This is a genomic window from Bacillus sp. FSL K6-0042 (assembly GCF_038006685.1).
Classification (GTDB): Bacteria; Bacillota; Bacilli; order Bacillales; family Bacillaceae_G; genus Bacillus_A; species Bacillus_A pseudomycoides.
Genome location: NZ_JBBOVS010000001.1, coordinates 4,295,998 through 4,315,852 on the forward strand (window position 1 = coordinate 4,295,998; position 19,855 = coordinate 4,315,852).

Genomic DNA, 19,855 nt, shown 5'->3' on the forward strand with positions numbered 1-19,855 from the left:
GATACCCGTTTTTATTACTTTGTCGTTTCGGTTGGATTCTTTTCAAAGAATTCTTTTACATAGCCCATAAATTCTTTCGGTTCTTGGCGGAATGGGGCATGATAACCTTTTTCAATAATATGAAAGGCGCTGTTTTTTAAAAACTGATGATAAGATTCGCCTTCTTTCCATGATACACTACTATCATTTCTGCCCCAAATAATTAAAGTCGGAAGCTTGATTTCACTAGCATTAATCTTAAGACGTCTAGGCCACATTTTCATTTGGTTATAATGTTCTGTATCATCGCGTTTAAATTTCACTTTGCTTTCATCATAATCTGTAATAGAAGAAACAGTATGTAAATCATTCGATAACTGTGGCTTAGGTGAAGCATTTCTATTTGTTAATGATACAGCCCCTGTAGCATCTGTTAAAATGAGATGGGTAACTGCACTTGGATATAAGTATGTTAAATTAAGAGAAATTTCTCCACCCATAGAGTGACCAAGCACTGCAAATGTATCATATCCTAATTTTTTCATTAACTTATAATAAAGATTGGCATGGTTAGGGAAAGAATATGGAAAATCCATCGGCTTGGAAGAATGGCCAAATCCTAAAACATCAACGGAGATAATCGTATGATCTTTTGCTAAGTCTGCATAAATATCGCTAAATCCGTTGGATGATCCACCAAATCCATGAAGCATAAGTAATGGTGGTTTCTTTTTTCCAATTTGTTTAAAGTAAATAGTTTGTCCATCTATTTCGACCATTTTTTCATCTGTTGTTAACTTTGTTTCAATTGTATTTTTTACTTGTTTTACTGTTTCTACTGGTTTTTCTGCCGCATTACAACCCACTAATAATGTAAGAGTAAAACAGCTTACTATATAAGATTTCATTCGTTTCAAGCATTTGACCCCTTTCTAACATAACGCTGCATCCATCATAGCAAATAAATGGTCACGATTTCCAGATAGGTGACTTCCATTTTTTATCATAAGGGGTGAAAGAAGTGTTTCTTGAAATCCTTTCGATTCCAAGTGTGCTCGAAATGTACATTGTGAGTGTGGAACATCTATACGTACAGTTCCATTCCAACCTTTGCAAATGGATTGTAATAATTGGATTGCATCTCCCTCATTTTTTGCGATAAGAGGGGTAATGCACACATGCCCATCAACTTAAGAGATTTTAATACCCCTAATTACAAAAAAAACGTTATTCTTTCTAAACAAGCTAGATTAGAAAGGATGACGTTTTTTTATGAATCTTTTGATTAAAGATGAACTACAATCATTTGTGGAAGAATTACAGCGATATGTTACACCTGTATTTTTAGAAGAACTGGCAAGAGAAATTGGCTTTATAAAGCGAAAACGCAAGTTTTCTGGTTCAGACTTAGCTACCATTTGTATTTGGATCAGTCAAAGAGTGGCAAGCGATCCTTTAGTCCGATTATGCAGTAGACTTCATGCAACCGCAGGCACTTTACTCAGCCCTGAGGGCTTAAACAAACGGCTAAATCGAAAAGCAGTTTTGTTTTTACAGCATATTTTCTCTTTACTGTTACAACAAAAAATATGTGAACAAACACAAATCTCTAACCAACTTTTCTCGTATTTTGAGCGAATTCGTATCCTAGATGCCACTGTATTTCAAGTACCAAATGTTTTAGAGAATGTATATCCAGGCTCTGGAGGCTGCGCCCAAAAAGCTGGAATCAAAATTCAATTAGAATATGATTTACATAGTGGGCAATTTCTTAATTTCCAAGTGGGACCCGGAAAAAATAATGATAAAACATTTGGTACGGAGTGTTTAGATACCTTACGACCAGGAGATTTATGTATTCGTGATTTGGGTTATTTTTCATTGGAGGACTTAGATCAAATGGATCAACGAGGTACATACTATATTTCTCGTTTAAAACTAAATACGAATGTATATGTGAAAAATCCAAACCCCGAATACTTTAAAAACGGTGCAATAAAGAAACAATCGGAATACATACAAATCGATGTGAAACAGATTTTGAAACAACTACAGCCTGGAGAAACATTTGAATTAAAACATGTGTATATTGGCGATAAACAACAACTGTTTGCACGCGTTATTTTTAATCGATTAACAGATAGGCAACTTCAAAAACGACGAGCGAAGATCGCGGAAAAAGAAAAATCTAAAAATAGAACGTACTCAGAGAAAAGTAAAATGATAGCGGGATTAAACGTGTACGTGACGAATATACCTTGGGAATGGGTTCCGATGGAACAGGTACATGAGTTATATACTTTACGTTGGCAAATAGAGATTGTCTTTAAAACATGGAAATCACTCTTCAAAATAGACCATTATCGTAATGTAAAACAAGAGCGATTAGAGTGCCAACTATATGGAAAGCTAATCGCTATTTTCCTATGTTCCTCTACAATGTTTAAAATGCGTCAACTTCTTTTACAAAAGAAGAAAAAAGAGTTAAGTGAATATAAAGCGATTGGTATGATTCAGGATCATCTATCTCTTTTGTATCAAGCCATACAGAGAAACACCCACGAAATAACAAAGGTCCTAATCCGCCTGTTCCACCTCCTACAGAAGAATGGGCGCAAATCTCACAGATATGAGAAGAAGACTGTCTTTGATATCATGGGTGTTGTCTATGAGTATAATGAATTGAAAAAACAAAAGAAAGTTGCATAATTTAAAAAATGAAGCCCGTTAGGGTTTATTTGTGATGCGTATTTTTAAGAGTATGCTTTTATTTTAGGAATGTTTTGATCCGATGAGCCGAAAGCTCAGGTTGTGCTCACTCTTAAGTTGATGGGCATGGGGTAATGCACAGTACATCCCCTTTTTGGATACATAATGCAAAAGACTCTATCCTATGGTTTCTTTCAATTTTAAATGTGAGTGCTGCTCTAGCTAGTAATATCGAATAATGGTTTGGACGATGCGTACCTGTTGCGGTTTTATCAAGCTTAATGAGAGAACTAAGATCATCTTGTATAATTTGCTTGAAATGAGAGAGATTCGTAGATGTATTTGTAACAAATTTTTCAAAGCGATGGATTGTTGTAATTGTCGTAAAGCCGTATTTTTGGTACAAGAGCACACCAGCATCTGTTGCGATGAGTATAACAGGGAGAGAAGTAGGCGCTTGGTGCACACAAAAATCGAGTAGAGAATGGCCAAGTCCTTGTTTTTGAAAGTTGGGGTGAACCATTAACATACCGATAGAAGAAAATCCAGATTCGGAAGGGAATACCCCACCAGTAGCAATCAGTTTTTCGTTCTGTGTATAGCCAAATAGACTTCCGATTGACAGGTACATTTCAAATTGCTTTCGCATAAATAATTGAGGCTGTAACCATCCAACAGCTTCGCAAAGAGAAATGAGCTGTGAAATACTAGAATTATTTAGTTTTTGTATTTGCATATTGAATCACCACATTTCTAATCTAGTAGAAATATTTTACCATGAAAAAAATAAATACATAGTCATAAACAGAGAGAATGTAAAGCAGTAATTTTTAATTTTGAAAAATCCACACTAGTTTCTTTTCATTTTGTAAAGGTGATAAAGCTTAATGATATAAGACAAAGATATACAAATTATAACTGAAATTTACATTACTTAACAAAATATTTACATATAACTAACTTTTCCTTAATAGTCTTCCTTTAAATTGGGTATTGGGAACTTAATAACGTATTAGGGGGACAAAAAAAGTGAAAAAGTTTATGAAGAAAGCATGGCCATTTGCAGTTGTCACATCGTTAGCACTTACTTCTGTAGTAACGTGGGGCGTAACACGTTCAGATGTAATTAAAGCGGATGGAAAAGCAAGTGATCCAAAAATTAAGAATGTAATTGTTTTAATTGGGGATGGCATGGGACCTTCGTATATGACTGCTCATCGTTATATGAAAGACAATCCAAAGACGTTTGAAATGGAATCGACAGAATTTGATAATCATCTTGTAGGAACACAAAAGACATATCCAGAAGATGAGCATCAAAATATTACGGATTCTGCATCAGCGGCAACAGCGATGTCAGCAGGTGTGAAAACATACAATGCAGCAATCGCGGTTGATAATGATCAGGCAGAAGTGAAAACAGTACTTGAACAAGCAAAAGAGCAAGGAAAATCAACAGGTTTAGTTGCAACTTCTGAAATTACACATGCAACGCCAGCTGCTTTTGGAGCGCATGATATAAGCCGTAAAAATATGGATGCAATTGCAAATGATTACTTTGATGAGAAAATTAATGGGAAACATAAAGTAGATGTTCTTCTTGGTGGTGGCGTGAATAACTTTGTAAGAAAAGATCGAAATCTTACAGAAGAATTTAAGAAGTCTGGTTATAGCTATGTAACAGATCGTGAACAATTATTAAATGATAAAAGTGATCAAATTCTTGGTTTATTTGCACCAGGTGGCTTAGATAAAATGATCGATCGTAATGAAAAAACACCTTCGTTAGAAGAAATGACAAATGCAGCAATCAATCGTTTAAATAAAAACGATAAAGGTTTCTTCTTAATGGTAGAAGGTAGTCAAATTGACTGGGCTGGCCATGATAATGATGTAGTTGGTGCGATGAGTGAAATGGAAGACTTTGAGAAAGCATTTAAAGCAGCAATTGAATTTGCGAAAAAAGATAAACATACATTAGTGATTGCAACAGCTGACCATTCTACTGGTGGATTCTCTCTTGGTGTAAACGGTGAATATAACTTTAATGCAAATGCAATTAAAGCTGCGAAACGTACACCAGACTTTATGGCAAATGAAATTGTAAAAGGTGCAAATGTAGAAGAAACGTTGAAAAAATACATTGATTTACAATTAACACCAGAAGAAATTAAATCCGTGAATGACATTGCTCCATCAAAAGACGTAACGAAAATTGATAATGCGATTGAAGAAATCTTCAATAAACGTTCATTTACAGGCTGGACAACAGGTGGACATACTGGTGAAGATGTGAACGTATATGCATTTGGACCAGGTAAATATCTATTCTCTGGCGTTCAAGAAAATACAAATTTAGCAAAACGCGTCTTCGATATTGTTGGTGGCGGTGACCCTAATAAAGGTAGACGTTAATTGTGAAGGAAAGCGAGGCATTTCGCCTCGTTTTTTCTTTTTTGGAGGAATAAAGGATGCAAAATTTTGTTAAGAAAATAGGGGCTTCTGCTATAGCTGGGTTATTATTAATGGGTTGTCAATTTCAGCAAGAAACGAAGCAAAAAGATATAGAAAAGAAAGAGGTAACGGTAAAACAAGAAACGAAGGTACATGTAACACCAGAAGAAGAGAAAGAAATTCGGAATGTAATAGAGACGTTTGTACAGACGACAAACGAAAAAAATTTCGATCAACATATGGCTTTGTTTTCGAGCAAAATTGTTGGCGCCGAAGACTTACGGACACAAAAGAAAGCTGCATTTCAAAGAGAAAATAAGAGAATTGAGTTGAATCGTGTTCAAGTGAAAAGTTCAAAAGGCGATTTTGTCATTGTTGAAACAGAAGAAAAAGAAATAGATGGTGGAAGCTCTCTTCAGAAAAAGATCCGGTATGCGCTAGGAAAAGAAGATGAGCATTGGAAAATTGAAGAAGTCCGGACGGTAGAAAAGAAATAAAAAGGTTCTCTTATTAGGAGAACCTTTTTATAATGGTAGTAAAATTTGATTTGAACATGCTTCAATATCATCAATATCTTGGCGGATGGTTGCCATTTTATTATCAAGCTCTTCAGCTTTCATGGCAGCATCGTGGAGTTCATCTTTTAAATAATCGGGGATATTCCCCTCATATTTATAGTAGAGTTTATGCTCTAAACTTGCCCAGAAGTCCATAGCGAGTGTACGTAATTGAATTTCTGCAAAAACTTCTTTTGTACCAGAATTTAGCGCTAGTGGATACTTAATAATCATATGCAAACTTTTGTAGCCGTTTTGCTTTGGATTAGCAATGTAATCTTTTACTTCTACAATTTCCATGTCTTCACGATTTTCAATGACTTGTTTTAAGTGATAAATGTCTTCCACAAAGCAACATGTAATCCGAATGCCGATAATATCTTGCAAATGTGTTTGCGCATTTGCAATCGTTGGTGCTAAATTTTTGCGTTCGAGTTTTTTTACGATACTTTCAGGCTGTTTCAATCTTGTTTTTATATGTTCAAACGGGTTGTAGTCCTCTAAGAATTGAGCTTCCCGGTTCATAATTTCGAATTTTGTTTTTAACTCTTCTAAAGCGAATGTATAAGGTAATACAAATGCTTTCCAATAGTTAACAGTTGATTGATTATATTTCATTTATATACACACCTTTTCATATTTGCAAATAAGGTTGCCTATTATACTAAATACCAAATCATATAAGCGCATGCTGCAAATGATGAGATTATAAAACGGTATTTTGCTTTCATTTGTTTTTAACTCCTTTCTAATTAGCTTTCATATATCAATAAATTGGATTGTTAGTAAATTGATTATGTACAATTCTAATAGTAATGGATTGATGTGAATTTCGTATGAACTAATTGTTTCAGTTTTTTGTCTTTTTAGAATGATTGTTAAAAGGATGAATTGACAAAAAGAATAATAGCATTTATTATATAAATCGTAATCATTACGTTTTAGGTGGGATCTTTGGAGAAAAGGAGGTCTACATATGCGTGTAAACATTACATTAGCTTGTACAGAATGCGGTGATCGTAATTATATTACGAAGAAGAATAAGCGAAATAATCCGGAGCGTATTGAACTGAAAAAATATTGTCCACGATTAAAGCGAGTAACATTGCATCGTGAAACGAAGTAAAACAGCTAGAGAAATCTAGCTGTTTTTTTATGCATTTCTATTCTTAAATAGGTACAGACACAAACACCCCACCACCCACATACACATAGTAAAGACCACTATTTTGGCGGAGGTGAAGGGTTTGAGTCTATTCGCCGCAATTGGATACATGATTCGCGAAGTGTTTGTATTTGTTTCTTATGTTAAAAACAATGCGTTTCCACAGCCATTGTCACCAGATGATGAAAAGAAGTACTTAGAGCTGATGGAGCAAGGTGATGCTCATGCGAGAAATCTTTTAATTGAACATAATTTACGGCTTGTGGCTCATATTGTTAAGAAATTTGAAAACACAGGTGAGGATTCGGAAGATTTAATTTCTATCGGAACGATTGGGCTCATTAAGGCAATTGAGAGTTATTCAGCGGGGAAAGGAACGAAGCTGGCGACATATGCAGCTCGTTGTATTGAAAATGAAATTTTAATGCATTTGCGTGTACTGAAGAAAACAAAAAAAGATGTTTCACTTCATGACCCGATTGGACAGGACAAGGAAGGAAATGAAATATCACTTATCGACATTTTAAAATCCGAATCCGAAGATGTAATTGATATGATTCAGCTTAGCATGGAATTAGAAAAAATTAAGGAATATATCGATATTTTAGATGAACGAGAGAAAGAAGTGATTGTAAAAAGGTTTGGACTTGGTCTTGATAAAGAAAAAACGCAGCGAGAAATTGCGAAAGCGCTAGGCATTTCAAGAAGTTACGTGTCCCGGATTGAGAAGCGAGCACTGATGAAAATGTTTCATGAATTTGTTCGTGCGGAGAAGGAAAAGAAGGGAAAAGCGTAAAGGTGTGTGGTACGGTTGCAGCTCAAGTGCAGCCGTTTTTTCTTTTGATGAAAAGGGAATAAAACAAGAAACTCTAAGAAGAAATATACGTTCACTGTTGAAAATGACGGGTTCTATCTGTAATATTAGAAGGTGCTAACGAATTTAAGAATGAAATAGTACTTGCTTTTTCTTTTTATATGACTGGCTCGATGTATGATAAGTGAATATAAAAACCACTTTCTGATATAGAAAGAAAAGAAGGGAAAGCTAAACTTAATTGTTACATTAAGACTTATTAGGAGGTTTCGCGGTTTGCGACGTACATTATATCGACTCATGATCGAACTTACAAACGGGCGTTTTACTTCTTATATATTACGTAAATTTGCACAGTCTCGCTTAAGTTCCATTATTATTTCGTCTTATGCAAAAGCATTTCAATTGAATCAGGATGAGATGGAGAAGGATTTAAAGGAATACCAGACGCTGCATGAATTATTTACACGTAAGTTGAAAGAAGGAAAACGAGAAATAGATGCAGAGGCATCAAGTATTGTTAGTCCTGTTGATGGGGTATCTGCTGATCATGGCCCTATTGAAGAAACGAAAACATTTGATATTAAGGGCAAGCGGTATTCGCTTGTGGATATGCTAGGTAATGAAGAGCGAGCAAGACGCTATGCCGGCGGTACATATATGGTTATTTATTTAAGTCCAAGTCATTATCATCGCATTCATAGCCCGCTCTCAGGTGCTGTGACAGAGAGATTTGTACTTGGGAGAAAATCATATCCAGTAAACGCAGCAGGAATGAAATATGGAAAAGAGCCATTGTCAAAGAATTATCGTTCTGTCACAGAGGTCGATAGTGAAGGGCAACATATGGCGCTTGTAAAAGTAGGAGCTATGTTTGTAAATAGTATTGAGCTTCTTCATGAAAGAAACACTGTTCAAAAAGGTGAAGAGATGGCATACTTTACATTTGGTTCAACGGTCGTTTTACTGTTTGAAAAAGGAATGGTTGAAGTTGTTTCAACATTAACGAGTGGCCAAGAACTTCGCGTTGGTGAAAAAATCGCAACGCGCTTATCTAATGGTAACGGGCAGTAAAAGTTTTATCACAAACTTGTGAGGGCACCAAGAAGTTAGATGGGCTTATGGGATGAGTGAAAAGTTCCCACGGATGGAAGTTTCATTTTATAAAAGAGCCATCTTGAGGATGGCTCTTTTTACAGGCGAAGCAGTAATCTATATGTACTCAAGACGATTTGACAAGCTTGTCCTCTAATGATCGCCGGATGATTTCTTGTTTTATAAGTAAAATGAAGTCAGGATTTAATTTTAGTTCTTTTGCTTTATAATAAGACTCAGTGAGTAACTCAGTAGATAACTGTTCCATATGTTTCGTTTTCAAGGTGAGTCACCTCCGATAATAAGGATAGGTTCTTTGTTGCATCTACTGTATCAAAAAATTATGATAGTCACAAACGACTAGTTATCCACATATCACCGTGGATAAGGTGTGTATGAATTGTTGATAAATTTCGAATTAACTGAAATATTAGTGTGGAAAATGTGTACAATGTTATCCACAAGCTCGCTATCGAAAAATGTTGTCGAAAAATTTTAAGAAAACTCCTCAAAGAGGTGAAAGAAATTGAAATTATTTTTACCTAATGAATACGTAAAAAACGTATATCATGTTCAACCGGAAGATTTAAAAAAGCGCGGGATCAAAGGTATTATTACTGATTTAGATAATACTTTAATTGAATGGGATCGCCCGAATGCAACGCCTAAGCTTGAGCAATGGTTTTTAAACATGAAAGAGCAAGGCATTCAAGTAACGGTCGTTTCAAATAATAATGAGCAACGTGTAAAGGATTTTGCAGATCCACTTGGCATTCCTTTTATCCATAGTGCACGTAAACCATTTGTTCGTGCTTTTAAACGTGCGATACAAGAAATGAATTTAAAAGCGGATGAAGTAGTTGTTATTGGGGACCAATTGTTAACGGATGTATTAGGCGGGAATCGCGTTGGTTTATATACAATTTTAGTCGTGCCAGTGGCACAAACAGATGGACTAGTAACGCGCTTTAATCGAAAAATTGAACGAAGAATTATGAGCAATATGAAGAAAAAAGGTTTAATTAACTGGGAGGAATAAAGTTTGACTGAAACAATTAAATGTATTGGTTGCGGTGTAGAAATTCAAACAGAAAATAAAAATGGAGTTGGATATGCACCAACTTCATCTTTAGAAAAAGAACAAGTGATTTGTCAACGTTGTTTCCGTTTAAAGAACTATAATGAAATTCAAGATGTGTCTTTAACAGATGATGATTTCTTGCGTATTTTAAATGGAATTGGACAATCAGATGCACTTGTTGTCAAAATTGTAGATATTTTTGACTTCAATGGTAGTTGGTTACCAGGCTTACATCGTTTTGTAGGGAACAACAAAGTATTGCTTGTTGGAAACAAATCGGATTTAATTCCAAAGTCAGTAAAGCATGATAAAGTAAAACATTGGATGCGTTATAGTGCAAAGCAACTGGGCCTAAAACCAGAAGATGTCTTTTTAATTAGTGCAGCAAAAGGACAAGGTATTCGCGAGCTTGCTGAGGCGATTGAACAGTACCGCGGTGGTAAGGATGTATACGTTGTAGGGTGTACAAATGTTGGGAAATCTACATTTATTAATCGCATGATTAAAGAATTTAGTGAAGAAACTGAGAATGTGATTACAACGTCTCATTTTCCAGGAACAACACTTGATTTAATTGACATTCCGTTAGATGAAACATCTTCTTTATATGATACACCAGGTATTATTAATCACCACCAAATGGCACATTACGTTGGAAAGCAAAGCTTAAAGCTTATTACACCAACGAAGGAAATTAAGCCAATGGTATTCCAATTAAACGAAGAACAAACATTATTCTTCGGGGGATTAGCACGTTTTGATTATATTAGTGGTGGTCGTCGTGCGTTCACTTGTCATTTATCAAATCGTCTACCAATTCATCGTACAAAACTTGAAAAAGCAGATGAATTGTATGAAAAACATGCTGGGGAGTTATTAAATCCACCAACTCCAGAAGAACTAGAAAATATGCCTGGGCTTGTGAAATATGAATTTAATATTCGTGAGCCAAAAACAGATGTTGTATTCTCTGGATTAGGATGGGTGACTGTAAATGAGCCAGGTGCAAAAATCGTTGCTCATGTACCAAAAGGAGTTAGTGTTTCATTACGTAAATCTTTAATTTAATATGGAGAGGGATTTATGAAACAATTATATGGTGTAATCGGGAATCCAATTGGACATTCATTGTCACCGCTCATGCATAACGATGCATTTGAACACTTGAATATAGATGCTCATTATCATGCGTTTCTTGTAGAAGAAGAAACATTAGGGGAAGCAGTGAAAGGGTTAAAGGCGTTAGGAGTTTCAGGATTTAATGTCACGACTCCACATAAAGTTTCAATTATGAAATACTTGGATGAAATTGATCCGTTAGCAAAGCAAATTGGTGCTGTGAATACGGTAGTTCATAGAGATGGAAAACTAATTGGTTATAATACAGATGGAATTGGTTATGTTCGTTCATTACAATCGATTAGTAAAGAGCCGCTTTATCAAAAGCGTATTTTATTACTCGGTGCAGGTGGAGCGTGCCGTGCTATCTATTTTTCGCTTGCAGACGCAGGTGTAAAGGAAATTGATATTGCCAATCGAACAGTGGAAAAGGCAAATCATCTTCTCTCTGGATGCCAAGCAAAGATTACATCGCAAGCTCTTTCATTAGAGCAAGCAACTGAAGAACAAGGGAATTATGATATTATCATTCATACAACAACGATAGGAATGCATCCGCATATCCAAAATACACCGTTGCAAATTCGATCTTTGAAACAAGGGACGATTGTCTCGGATATTATTTATAATCCATTTGAGACAAAGCTTCTGCAAGATGCAAAAGCTAAAGGAGCAATCGTGCAGAATGGAATAGATATGTTTGTTTATCAAGGAGCACTTGCATTTGAAATGTGGACAGGACGTATGCCGAATATCGAAAAAATGAAACAATTAGTAATGAGAAAGCTTGGAGGCTAACTATATGTTAACAGGAAAACAAAAAAGATTTTTACGTGCAAAAGCACATCACTTAACACCGATTTTTCAAGTTGGAAAAGGTGGCGTAAATGAAAATATGGTAAAACAAATTGCAGAGGCGTTAGAAGCTCGTGAGTTATTCAAAGTGAGCGTACTACAAAACTGTGAATTTGATCGTCGTGAAGTTGCAGAAGAGTTGGCTAAAGGTGCGAGAGCTGAAATTGTCCAAGTAATTGGAAGCACAATTGTTTTATATAAAGAATCAAGAGAAAATAAACAAATCAAACTTCCATAATAGCAAGTTTACTGTGCTCAGGATGTGTATAGGTCGTTTCCATAGCATATGCTTGCTATGTTCGAGATTCGTTCTTGCTAATAGGGTTTAGACCAATTGAGCTTTTACAGGCAGTAATCTCTCCGCATGTTGTTTCGGAAAGATTACTGCTTGTGAATTAAAGGGGGCGTTTCATTTGAAAAAAATCGGAATCATTGGCGGCACGTTTGATCCGCCTCATTATGGACATTTGCTGATTGCAAATGAGGTATATGATGCACTCGCGCTTGATGAAATATGGTTTTTGCCGAATCAAATTCCACCTCATAAACAAGATCGTAGTATTACAAGTGTAGAAAATCGATTGAACATGTTAGAGTTAGCAATTGGGCAAGAGGAGTATTTCTCGGTTTGTTTAGAAGAGTTAAGAAGAGAAGGTCCATCCTATACATATGACACTATGTTACAATTAACTAAGAAGCATCCGGACGCGCAGTTTCATTTTATTATTGGCGGAGATATGGTGGAGTATTTACCAAAATGGTATAACATCGAGAAATTACTTCAACTTGTAACTTTTGTTGGAGTTGCAAGACCGGGGTATACATTAAATACACCTTATGCAATCGTCACAGTAGAAATTCCGGAATTTGCTGTTTCGTCTTCCTTGTTACGTGAGAGATATAAAGAGAAGAAAACGTGCAAATATTTGCTTCCAGAACAAGTACAGGTATATATCGAGAGGAATGGGTTGTATGAATCGTGAGAAAGCACTTGAGATTGTAAAACAACAAATGCATGAAAAACGTTATATACATACAATTGGTGTAATGGAAACGGCAATTGAACTTGCTAAGCTATATGGCGTGGATGAGAAAAAAGCAGAAATGGCTGCTATATTTCATGATTATGCAAAATGTAGATCGATTCAAGAGATGGAAGACATTATTAAGCAGGAAGAGTTGCCAAAAGATTTACTTCACTACAACAAAGAGTTATGGCATGCACCAGTTGGGGCATACTTAGTAGAAAAAGAAGTCGGCATTACGGACTCTGAAATTCTGCAAGCTATTACATATCACACAAGCGGTCATGAAGAGATGACAATGCTTGATAAAGTTATTTATGTGGCAGATTATATTGAACCTGGACGCAAATTTCCAGGTGTGGAAGAAGCACGGAAATTAGCACAGGAAGATATAAATAAAGCTTTATTATTTGCATTAAAACGTACGATTCAATTTTTAATGGAAAAGGATCAAACGATCTATCCGTTAACATTTCAAACATACAATGCGGTCCTGAAGGAGGAAATTACTGAATGAAAGATAAAGAGTTATTAGTATTAGCAGCAAAAGCAGCTGATGATAAAAGAGCAGAAGATATGGTTGTACTAAACATGCAAGGAATTTCACCAATTGCAGATTATTTTATTATTTGTCATGGGAATTCTGATAAGCAAGTACAAGCAATTGCACGTGAAATTAAAGCGAAGGCACATGAATTCCAAATCGACGTACAACGTATGGAAGGCTTCGATGAAGCGCGTTGGGTTTTAGTGGACCTTGGTGATGTAGTTGCGCATGTATTCCATAAAGATGAGCGTGATCATTATAATTTAGAGCGTCTATGGGGCGATGTGCCACGTGAAGATATTACAGAAGAGTTAAGCCAATGAGATATGAGCAATTTGCATTGTTGTATGATGAACTCATGAATGATGTCCCATATGATAAATGGGTAGAATTCACAGAGGAAAGCTTACAGCAGGCAGGCATGAAAGAGGCGAAGATTCTTGATGTAGCGTGCGGGACTGGGAATGTAACACTTCCGCTTGTGCGAAAAGGTTATGACATGATTGGTGTCGATCTTTCAGAAGAAATGCTAACAGTTGCCCAGCAAAAGCTAGGGGGAGAAGGGTATTTTATTCCTTTTTATCAACAGGATATGAGAGAACTGGATGTTCCTGGTGAATTTGATTGTGTGACAATCTTTTGTGATTCATTAAATTATGTATTGCAAGAAGAGGGGATACAAGAAACATTCAGACGAGTATTTCACCATCTGCGTCAAGAAGGTCTGTTCTTATTTGATGTACACTCTTTATATAAAATTTATCATGTCTTTCAAAATGAAACGTACACAGTCAATGGGGAAGAGATAGCTCTCATTTGGAACTGCTTCCCTGGCGAAGAATCAGATAGTGTAGAACATGACTTGTCATTCTTTGTACAGGATCCAGAGGAAGGTGTATATCACCGCTTTGATGAATGTCATATGCAACGTGCCTATTCAGTTGAATTGTTAACAAAATGGCTTGAAGAATCTGGATTTACAGTGCTTCGTGTAACGGGTGATTTTGAACGAATGGAAGTAACTGAACAAACGGAACGTATCTTTTTTATGGCGAAAAAAAATGGATAAAAACAAAAGCAACCGATTAGGTTGCTTTTGTTTTGTTTAGAATACAATGTTTTATTTATAGAAAAGTAGAAAAGTAATACCTATAAAATCTAAAAATAAGTGTTTGATAAAAAATAGGATGAGAAAAAGAGAAGGATTTTTAAGAGGATTCTGTATCATTGTGGCGTATTATTTACGTGTGCTTATTAAATTGTTGTTCAACGCCTTCTAAATCTTCATCGTATTTTTCATGTGTCCGCTCGAATAATTTATGGAACATATCTCCGACGTGATCCTCTAAAATACGAATGCCTTCTCCTGTAACACCGCCTTTTACACATACTTTCTCTTGTAGAGTTGGTAATGTGAAAATTTCTTTTTCTAGTAATTTCCCCATCCCGATAATCATTTCACTTGCTAAAGTAGTTGCTTCTTCATGAGTAATATTTGTTTTATCCACAGCAGCATCAATGAAACATTGTAGTAAGTAGCTGAAGAATGCAGGTCCGCAGCTTGCAATGTCAGATGAAACTCGTGTAATATTTTCTCCAATCACAATAGGTGTAGAAATATTTTTAAACAAACGAAGTAACTTTTGTTCCCATTCTTTCGAACAGTTTTTCCCGAATGTGAATAGTGAGGCGCCAGAGAATGCGCGGTTTGTAATGCTCGGAATAATACGTGCAACGTGACAAGATACAACCTGTTCTAATTGAGCTGCTGATATGGGGCTTGTAATAGAAATTAAACATTTTTCATCAGTAAAGTGGGCAGTGTGTTTTTTTAAAATTGGATAGATGTCTAAAGGTTTAACGCAAATAAAAATAAGCTCTGAACGTTCAATTACCTCTTGCACTGTCTTTGCTATATGAACAGAAGGATACTTCTCTTTTATATGATATGCTTTGGCAGGCGTACGATTAATAATAGTAAGGCACGAAGGTTTGACAGCACGGGTTTCTAAAAATGCATCGATTAGTATATTCCCCATGTTTCCTGTCCCTATAATTCCTATGTTCAATGTTTCATCCCTCCTTCGTAACATCTTTCTCCTAAACAATATGAACCATGTTGTGAATTTATGAATTGGAGGTATTAAAATTATGCAGAATTTTCAAAAGAGGTGGCTCGCTTTATTAGGGACTGTTGCCGTCGTATTTATACTGTTTATGTGGCAGACGAAGCAACAAGCTGTGCAACCGACCGTGAAACTTGATACAAATGTGAAGAGTGAAGAGAGAAAAGGTAAATTGAAAGTAGCAGAATCAAATGAACGGAAAAAAACAATTATGATTGATATAAAAGGTGCTGTGCATCGCGAAGGTGTATATGAGGTAGGAGCGGGTGCACGCGTGAAAGACGGGATTGAAAAAGCGGGTGGTTTTTTACCTGAAGCGGATATGGGAAAAGTGAACTTAGCGCAGCTTATGCAAGATCAAATGTTACTCTATGTTCCGAAAAAAGGAGAGCAAGTTCAAGGAGCTAATATACCTTCAGGGCGGCAGGAGGAGAAAATTCAAATTAATGTTGCTTCAAAAGAGCAACTCGAAAAAATAACGGGAATTGGGCCTCGGAAAGCAGAAAATATTTTGAAATATCGAGAAGAACACGGGCCGTTTCAAAAAATGGAAGATTTATTGGAGGTAGATGGCATTGGAGAGAAATCGCTTGAAAAAATAAAAGATAAAATAATTATTCCATAAAGGATTGACGAACTTTTTCTTTTTTCGCTACACTACAAGTAGATGAAAAAGTAGGTGAAAAGATATGGAACGAATTTCTTGGGATCAATATTTTATGACGCAAAGTCACTTATTATCACTACGTAGTACGTGTACAAGGCTTGCAGTAGGAGCGACAATTGTCCGCGATAAGCGAATTATTGCGGGTGGATATAACGGTTCAATCACAGGTGGTGTGCATTGTATAGATGATGGGTGTTATATCATTGATAATCATTGTGTTCGTACAATTCATGCTGAAATGAATGCACTGTTGCAATGTGCAAAATTTGGTGCGAAAACAGAAGGTGCGGAGATTTATGTTACACACTTTCCTTGTTTACAATGTTGTAAAGCCATTATTCAAAGTGGTATTACAGCTGTTTATTACGCACAAGACTATAAAAATCACCCGTATGCTGTGGAACTATTCGAACAAGCAAATGTCACTGTGAAACATGTTCCGTTAGAATATGATATTACATCGTTAGAGCAACAAGAACGTCATTTGCAATTAAAAGAACTGTTTTCATCTTTAGAAAAAGATGATTTAACAATGAATGAATTACAACAAGTATTCGCTAGAGCAAAAGAGATACTGTAAGTGCGTGTTCAAAAAGGAGGATAAAGAGAGCCGGGCATTTCGAGGCGCGGAAGTCAGGAGAGTGCGGAGTGTAGATGGAACTACATGAGTGCCGGATTGGCGAAGCAGACGAAGAAATGTGAAAGATATCTTTCCTGGATTTTTTGAACATACGCCATAAGGGGTGAGTATAAGTTGCGTGGACAATGTGGCTATATTGCAATCTCGTTTGTTATTGGGATTGCGATTGCCTGTTCCTCCTTTAAATTGTTGTATATTGGTTTATTTTGTTGTTATATTCTATTTTGTATATATCGTACTTCACGTCGAATCCTCTTTTTTTGCATACTGGCATGTGCTGGTAGCTTCCTCTATACCTCATATGTTGAATGGAAAAATCAGCATTCAAAAGGGTTAGACTTTGAAATAACAGAAGGTGTGATTCAAACTACACCCCTTATAAATGGTGATCGACTCTCTTTTCAAATGGAGGTCAATGATAGAGATACGTTGCAATTGATGTACAAAATTCAATCAGTTAAACAAAAAGAACAGTTGCAGAAATTACATGCTGGTATGAGTTGTACATTTCAAGGAGAAATGAAAGTGCCGTCAGAAGCACGGAATTTTCACGAGTTCGACTATCGTGACTACTTACATAAGCAAAAGATTCACTTTTTATTTGAAGCAAAAGAGATTTCAAATTGCATCCAAAAATCTTTGACGTTTACACAGTGGGTCTTTTTATTACGTCAAAATGCGGTGTCGATAGTCGCAGAAATGTTTCCCGGGCAATCCGGAGCGTTTATGAATGCGTTGTTGTTTGGAGATCGGCAACTGATGACATTTGAGGTAGAAGAACAATACCAACAGTTTGGTCTTATCCATCTATTGGCAATTTCAGGCTCGCATATTGTGCTGTTAATGGCGATTGGCTACTTTGTTCTGCTTAGGGCTGGGATAACCAGGGAAATGACAACAATATGTCTCGTTGTTTGTATTCCAATTTATATGTTTTTGGCTGGGGCATCTCCATCTGTCATGAGAGCTTCCGTAACGGGTGTTATGTTGTTGCTAGCACTAATGCATTCTATCCGTGTTTCGAGCTTAGATGCGCTTAGTATGACGGCTATATTGATGCTTTTATATGACCCTTATATGGCTTTTGATATTGGATTTCAATTTTCGTTTGTTGGTAGTTTTGCGTTATTACTGTCAGCAAGTCGACTATTACAGCATGATAATGGTCTGATTCAAAACACAATCTATCTTTCTGTTATTTCACAACTTGCTAGTACTCCTATTTTGTTATATCATTTTGGTTATTTTTCTCCATATAGTATTTTCCTCAACCTTCTATATGTCCCGCTTCTATCTTTTGTTGTGTTACCGTGTAGTATTGTAATTTTTGCGTGTATACTATTTGTACCTTTCGTAGCGAAATGGCTCGCACAAATGTTATCAGTATGTTTAACAATTTCTAATGATATCCTTCAGTACTGTGAAAATCTCCCGTTTCTTCGCTTTACCTTTGGCCAAACGCCTTTATTTCTTATAGTTTTATATTGTTTTAGTATCGTTAGTATATTTATTGTGTGGGAAAGAGTGGTTAGAAAAAAGTTTTTATTCCTGACTGTTGGGTTTTTCCTGTTTATGTGTATTTGTCAGTATGTTTCGCCCTATTTCCGTACTAGCGGAAGTGTGACTTTTATTGATGTTGGACAAGGAGATGCGATCTTGATTCGCCTTCCGTATGAAAAGGGGGTCTATCTCATTGATACAGGAGGAACGATTTCTGTGAAAAAAGAAGCATGGCAAAAGAAAAAACATGAATTTTCTGTTGGATACGATATTCTCCTTCCATTTTTGCAAAAAGAGGGTATTCGGAAAATTGATAAGTTGATTGTGACGCATGGAGATACAGATCATATGGGGGCAGCTAAAGAATTGTTATCCTCTATTACTGTAGGGGAAATCGTATTTGGGAAGAAGCGAGAAGATGCTGTGCTCGAAAAAGAATTGAAACAAATTGCAAAGGAAAAAAATATAAGGATAAACATTGTAGGAGAAGGGGACAGATGGCAAGTAGATGAAGCGATATTTACTGTACTATCACCAGATGGAGGAGAGAAAGGGGATAACGATTCGTCTATTGTGTTATGGGCAAAGTTAGGTGGAGTTACATGGCTGTTTACTGGAGATCTAGAAGAGAAAGGTGAGCGGCGAATTGTAGAGCAGTACCCAGAGTTACGAGCGGATATTTTAAAGGCTGGGCACCATGGTAGTAAGACTTCGTCCTCATATGCCTTTTTACAGCTGATTCAGCCCCAAAAGGCAATTATTTCAGCTGGAGAGCATAATCGATACGGTCATCCACATCAGCAAGTGCTAGCGCGTTTGTTAGAACTTGACATTGAAATATGGCGAACAGACAAGCAAGGAGCTATTTCCTATGTTTTTGAAGGTGAAAGAGGAACGTTTCAAAGTAAACTAACATATGATGAAGCACAGAAAAGGTGAAGTGGAAAAAAAGAAGGCCGCAAGCAGCAGCCTTTAAGAACCAATAAATTTAATGATTGTTGCAATAATGAAAAGTGTTGCGAAAAAACCAAATGAGACGATAAAACCTACCCCTGAATCAATAGCGTCATTGCGTTTACTTTGAACGTTTTGCTCAAATTCATTCATTTAGAATCCCTCCCCAACATTCCATTTTAGTATAAAATATTGTCAGAAAAAAATCTACAATTTCCATATGAAGATAAAGTGGAAGTTTAATCAGTGGGTTTTCTCTTCCACTGATGATTAGCCCCCACCAATCGAGTTTTTACGGGCCATTGATCCCATACCTGACTTTTTTGTTTTCGCTGAATTTTGAGATGAGGGTCTTACTGCACGTAAGTAGCGGAGGAGATAGAGAATATGTGTGTAGAAGTAGGCGATAAATCTTATGTGAAAAGAAGATGGAAATTTGATTTCCATGCATGTTAACAGTTAACAATTATACTTATCCGGCAGTTGCGAATAATAACAGTAAAGTGGTTACCGCACACCAATAAGAATCCCGGGACTTATTGCGTGGCGTTTTATATAGATAAAGGGA

Annotated in this window: 22 protein-coding genes and 2 pseudogenes; 17 read left to right on the forward strand and 7 right to left on the reverse strand. The window is 36.2% G+C overall.

Annotation, left to right across the window (positions count from 1 at the left end; translation table 11 throughout):
- Nucleotides 1-14: 14 nt before the first annotated feature.
- Both MHH45_RS22025 and MHH45_RS22030 read right to left on the reverse strand, forming a co-directional pair.
- Nucleotides 15-887, reverse strand: a complete 873-nt coding sequence (locus MHH45_RS22025; RefSeq protein ID WP_414848128.1) for an alpha/beta fold hydrolase — start codon at nt 885-887, stop codon at nt 15-17.
- A 24-nt stretch (nt 888-911) separates the two neighbouring features.
- A pseudogene (locus MHH45_RS22030) lies at nt 912-1,157 on the reverse strand (GNAT family N-acetyltransferase); the annotation flags it as partial.
- 94 nt (nt 1,158-1,251) lie between these two features.
- Here MHH45_RS22030 and MHH45_RS22035 point away from each other — a divergent pair.
- Complete coding sequence (locus MHH45_RS22035) at nt 1,252-2,688, forward strand: IS4 family transposase (protein WP_088093672.1); 1,437 nt, start codon at nt 1,252-1,254, stop codon at nt 2,686-2,688.
- 127 nt (nt 2,689-2,815) lie between these two features.
- On the opposite strand, the pseudogene MHH45_RS22040 reads toward MHH45_RS22035, so the two are convergent.
- A pseudogene (locus MHH45_RS22040) lies at nt 2,816-3,424 on the reverse strand (GNAT family N-acetyltransferase); the annotation flags it as partial.
- Between the two features lie 293 nt (nt 3,425-3,717).
- Here MHH45_RS22040 and MHH45_RS22045 point away from each other — a divergent pair.
- Both MHH45_RS22045 and MHH45_RS22050 read left to right on the forward strand, forming a co-directional pair.
- A complete protein-coding gene (locus MHH45_RS22045) occupies nt 3,718-5,103 on the forward strand; it encodes an alkaline phosphatase (protein ID WP_016132053.1) in 1,386 nt (461 codons plus the stop codon).
- A gap of 56 nt (nt 5,104-5,159) precedes the next feature.
- Nucleotides 5,160-5,639: a hypothetical protein gene (locus tag MHH45_RS22050; RefSeq protein WP_016116399.1), complete on the forward strand. Its 480-nt coding sequence runs from the start codon at nt 5,160-5,162 to the stop codon at nt 5,637-5,639.
- Nucleotides 5,640-5,666: 27 nt separating this feature from the next.
- Here the strand turns inward: MHH45_RS22050 and MHH45_RS22055 are convergent, their stop codons facing one another.
- Nucleotides 5,667-6,317, reverse strand: a complete 651-nt coding sequence (locus MHH45_RS22055; protein WP_016116396.1) for a GTP pyrophosphokinase — start codon at nt 6,315-6,317, stop codon at nt 5,667-5,669.
- Nucleotides 6,318-6,675: 358 nt separating this feature from the next.
- On the opposite strand from MHH45_RS22055, the gene rpmG reads away from it, so the two are divergent.
- The 3 genes from rpmG (at nt 6,676) to MHH45_RS22070 (ending at nt 8,752) form a co-directional block, all read left to right on the forward strand.
- On the forward strand, nt 6,676-6,825 hold the full coding sequence (gene rpmG / locus MHH45_RS22060) for a 50S ribosomal protein L33 (protein WP_001265619.1): 150 nt from the start codon (nt 6,676-6,678) through the stop codon (nt 6,823-6,825).
- 121 nt (nt 6,826-6,946) lie between these two features.
- Nucleotides 6,947-7,660 carry an RNA polymerase sporulation sigma factor SigK gene (gene sigK, locus MHH45_RS22065; protein ID WP_016116395.1) on the forward strand — a complete coding sequence of 238 codons (714 nt, stop codon included), beginning with the start codon at nt 6,947-6,949 and terminating at the stop codon, nt 7,658-7,660.
- 294 nt (nt 7,661-7,954) lie between these two features.
- Nucleotides 7,955-8,752 carry a phosphatidylserine decarboxylase gene (locus tag MHH45_RS22070; protein WP_016116394.1) on the forward strand — a complete coding sequence of 266 codons (798 nt, stop codon included), beginning with the start codon at nt 7,955-7,957 and terminating at the stop codon, nt 8,750-8,752.
- A 148-nt stretch (nt 8,753-8,900) separates the two neighbouring features.
- On the opposite strand, the gene MHH45_RS22075 is transcribed toward MHH45_RS22070, so the two are convergent.
- Nucleotides 8,901-9,056, reverse strand: coding sequence for a sporulation histidine kinase inhibitor Sda (locus tag MHH45_RS22075; protein WP_000850094.1), 156 nt, complete (start codon nt 9,054-9,056; stop codon nt 8,901-8,903).
- 243 nt (nt 9,057-9,299) lie between these two features.
- Between MHH45_RS22075 and MHH45_RS22080 the strand changes: the two genes are divergently transcribed.
- The 8 genes from MHH45_RS22080 to MHH45_RS22115 all read left to right on the forward strand — a co-directional run bounded on the left by MHH45_RS22080 (nt 9,300) and on the right by MHH45_RS22115 (nt 14,469).
- Nucleotides 9,300-9,812, forward strand: a complete 513-nt coding sequence (locus MHH45_RS22080; protein WP_016116393.1) for a YqeG family HAD IIIA-type phosphatase — start codon at nt 9,300-9,302, stop codon at nt 9,810-9,812.
- 3 nt (nt 9,813-9,815) lie between these two features.
- Nucleotides 9,816-10,922 (forward strand): ribosome biogenesis GTPase YqeH, encoded by a 1,107-nt coding sequence (yqeH, locus tag MHH45_RS22085; protein ID WP_003200588.1) that lies wholly within the window; start codon nt 9,816-9,818, stop codon nt 10,920-10,922.
- Nucleotides 10,923-10,937: 15 nt separating this feature from the next.
- Nucleotides 10,938-11,771 (forward strand): shikimate dehydrogenase, encoded by an 834-nt coding sequence (gene aroE / locus MHH45_RS22090; RefSeq protein ID WP_016116392.1) that lies wholly within the window; start codon nt 10,938-10,940, stop codon nt 11,769-11,771.
- A 4-nt stretch (nt 11,772-11,775) separates the two neighbouring features.
- Nucleotides 11,776-12,066 (forward strand): ribosome assembly RNA-binding protein YhbY, encoded by a 291-nt coding sequence (gene yhbY, locus MHH45_RS22095; protein WP_003200592.1) that lies wholly within the window; start codon nt 11,776-11,778, stop codon nt 12,064-12,066.
- 175 nt (nt 12,067-12,241) lie between these two features.
- On the forward strand, nt 12,242-12,811 hold the full coding sequence (locus MHH45_RS22100; RefSeq protein ID WP_016116391.1) for a nicotinate-nucleotide adenylyltransferase: 570 nt from the start codon (nt 12,242-12,244) through the stop codon (nt 12,809-12,811).
- Nucleotides 12,801-13,370, forward strand: a complete 570-nt coding sequence (gene yqeK, locus MHH45_RS22105) for a bis(5'-nucleosyl)-tetraphosphatase (symmetrical) YqeK (protein ID WP_016116390.1) — start codon at nt 12,801-12,803, stop codon at nt 13,368-13,370. Before MHH45_RS22100 ends, yqeK begins: the two co-directional genes overlap by 11 nt.
- Entirely contained in the window at nt 13,367-13,723 is a 357-nt protein-coding gene (rsfS, locus tag MHH45_RS22110; RefSeq protein ID WP_016116389.1) for a ribosome silencing factor, read from the forward strand. Before yqeK ends, rsfS begins: the two co-directional genes overlap by 4 nt.
- On the forward strand, nt 13,720-14,469 hold the full coding sequence (locus tag MHH45_RS22115; RefSeq protein ID WP_016132052.1) for a class I SAM-dependent DNA methyltransferase: 750 nt from the start codon (nt 13,720-13,722) through the stop codon (nt 14,467-14,469). The genes rsfS and MHH45_RS22115 overlap by 4 nt, the downstream gene beginning before the upstream one ends.
- A 172-nt stretch (nt 14,470-14,641) precedes the next feature.
- On the opposite strand, the gene comER is transcribed toward MHH45_RS22115, so the two are convergent.
- Nucleotides 14,642-15,469 (reverse strand): late competence protein ComER, encoded by an 828-nt coding sequence (gene comER, locus MHH45_RS22120; RefSeq protein ID WP_016116387.1) that lies wholly within the window; start codon nt 15,467-15,469, stop codon nt 14,642-14,644.
- Nucleotides 15,470-15,551: 82 nt separating this feature from the next.
- Between comER and MHH45_RS22125 the strand changes: the two genes are divergently transcribed.
- The 3 genes from MHH45_RS22125 (at nt 15,552) to MHH45_RS22135 (ending at nt 19,272) form a co-directional block, all read left to right on the forward strand.
- Nucleotides 15,552-16,151 carry a helix-hairpin-helix domain-containing protein gene (locus MHH45_RS22125; protein ID WP_016116386.1) on the forward strand — a complete coding sequence of 200 codons (600 nt, stop codon included), beginning with the start codon at nt 15,552-15,554 and terminating at the stop codon, nt 16,149-16,151.
- A 64-nt stretch (nt 16,152-16,215) separates the two neighbouring features.
- Complete coding sequence (locus MHH45_RS22130; RefSeq protein WP_016116385.1) at nt 16,216-16,773, forward strand: ComE operon protein 2; 558 nt, start codon at nt 16,216-16,218, stop codon at nt 16,771-16,773.
- Nucleotides 16,774-16,947: 174 nt separating this feature from the next.
- Complete coding sequence (locus MHH45_RS22135) at nt 16,948-19,272, forward strand: DNA internalization-related competence protein ComEC/Rec2 (RefSeq protein ID WP_016116384.1); 2,325 nt, start codon at nt 16,948-16,950, stop codon at nt 19,270-19,272.
- Between the two features lie 33 nt (nt 19,273-19,305).
- Here MHH45_RS22135 and MHH45_RS22140 read toward each other — a convergent pair whose 3' ends face one another.
- Nucleotides 19,306-19,440 carry a YqzM family protein gene (locus MHH45_RS22140; RefSeq protein ID WP_001001652.1) on the reverse strand — a complete coding sequence of 45 codons (135 nt, stop codon included), beginning with the start codon at nt 19,438-19,440 and terminating at the stop codon, nt 19,306-19,308.
- Between the last annotated feature and the right edge of the window lie 415 nt (nt 19,441-19,855).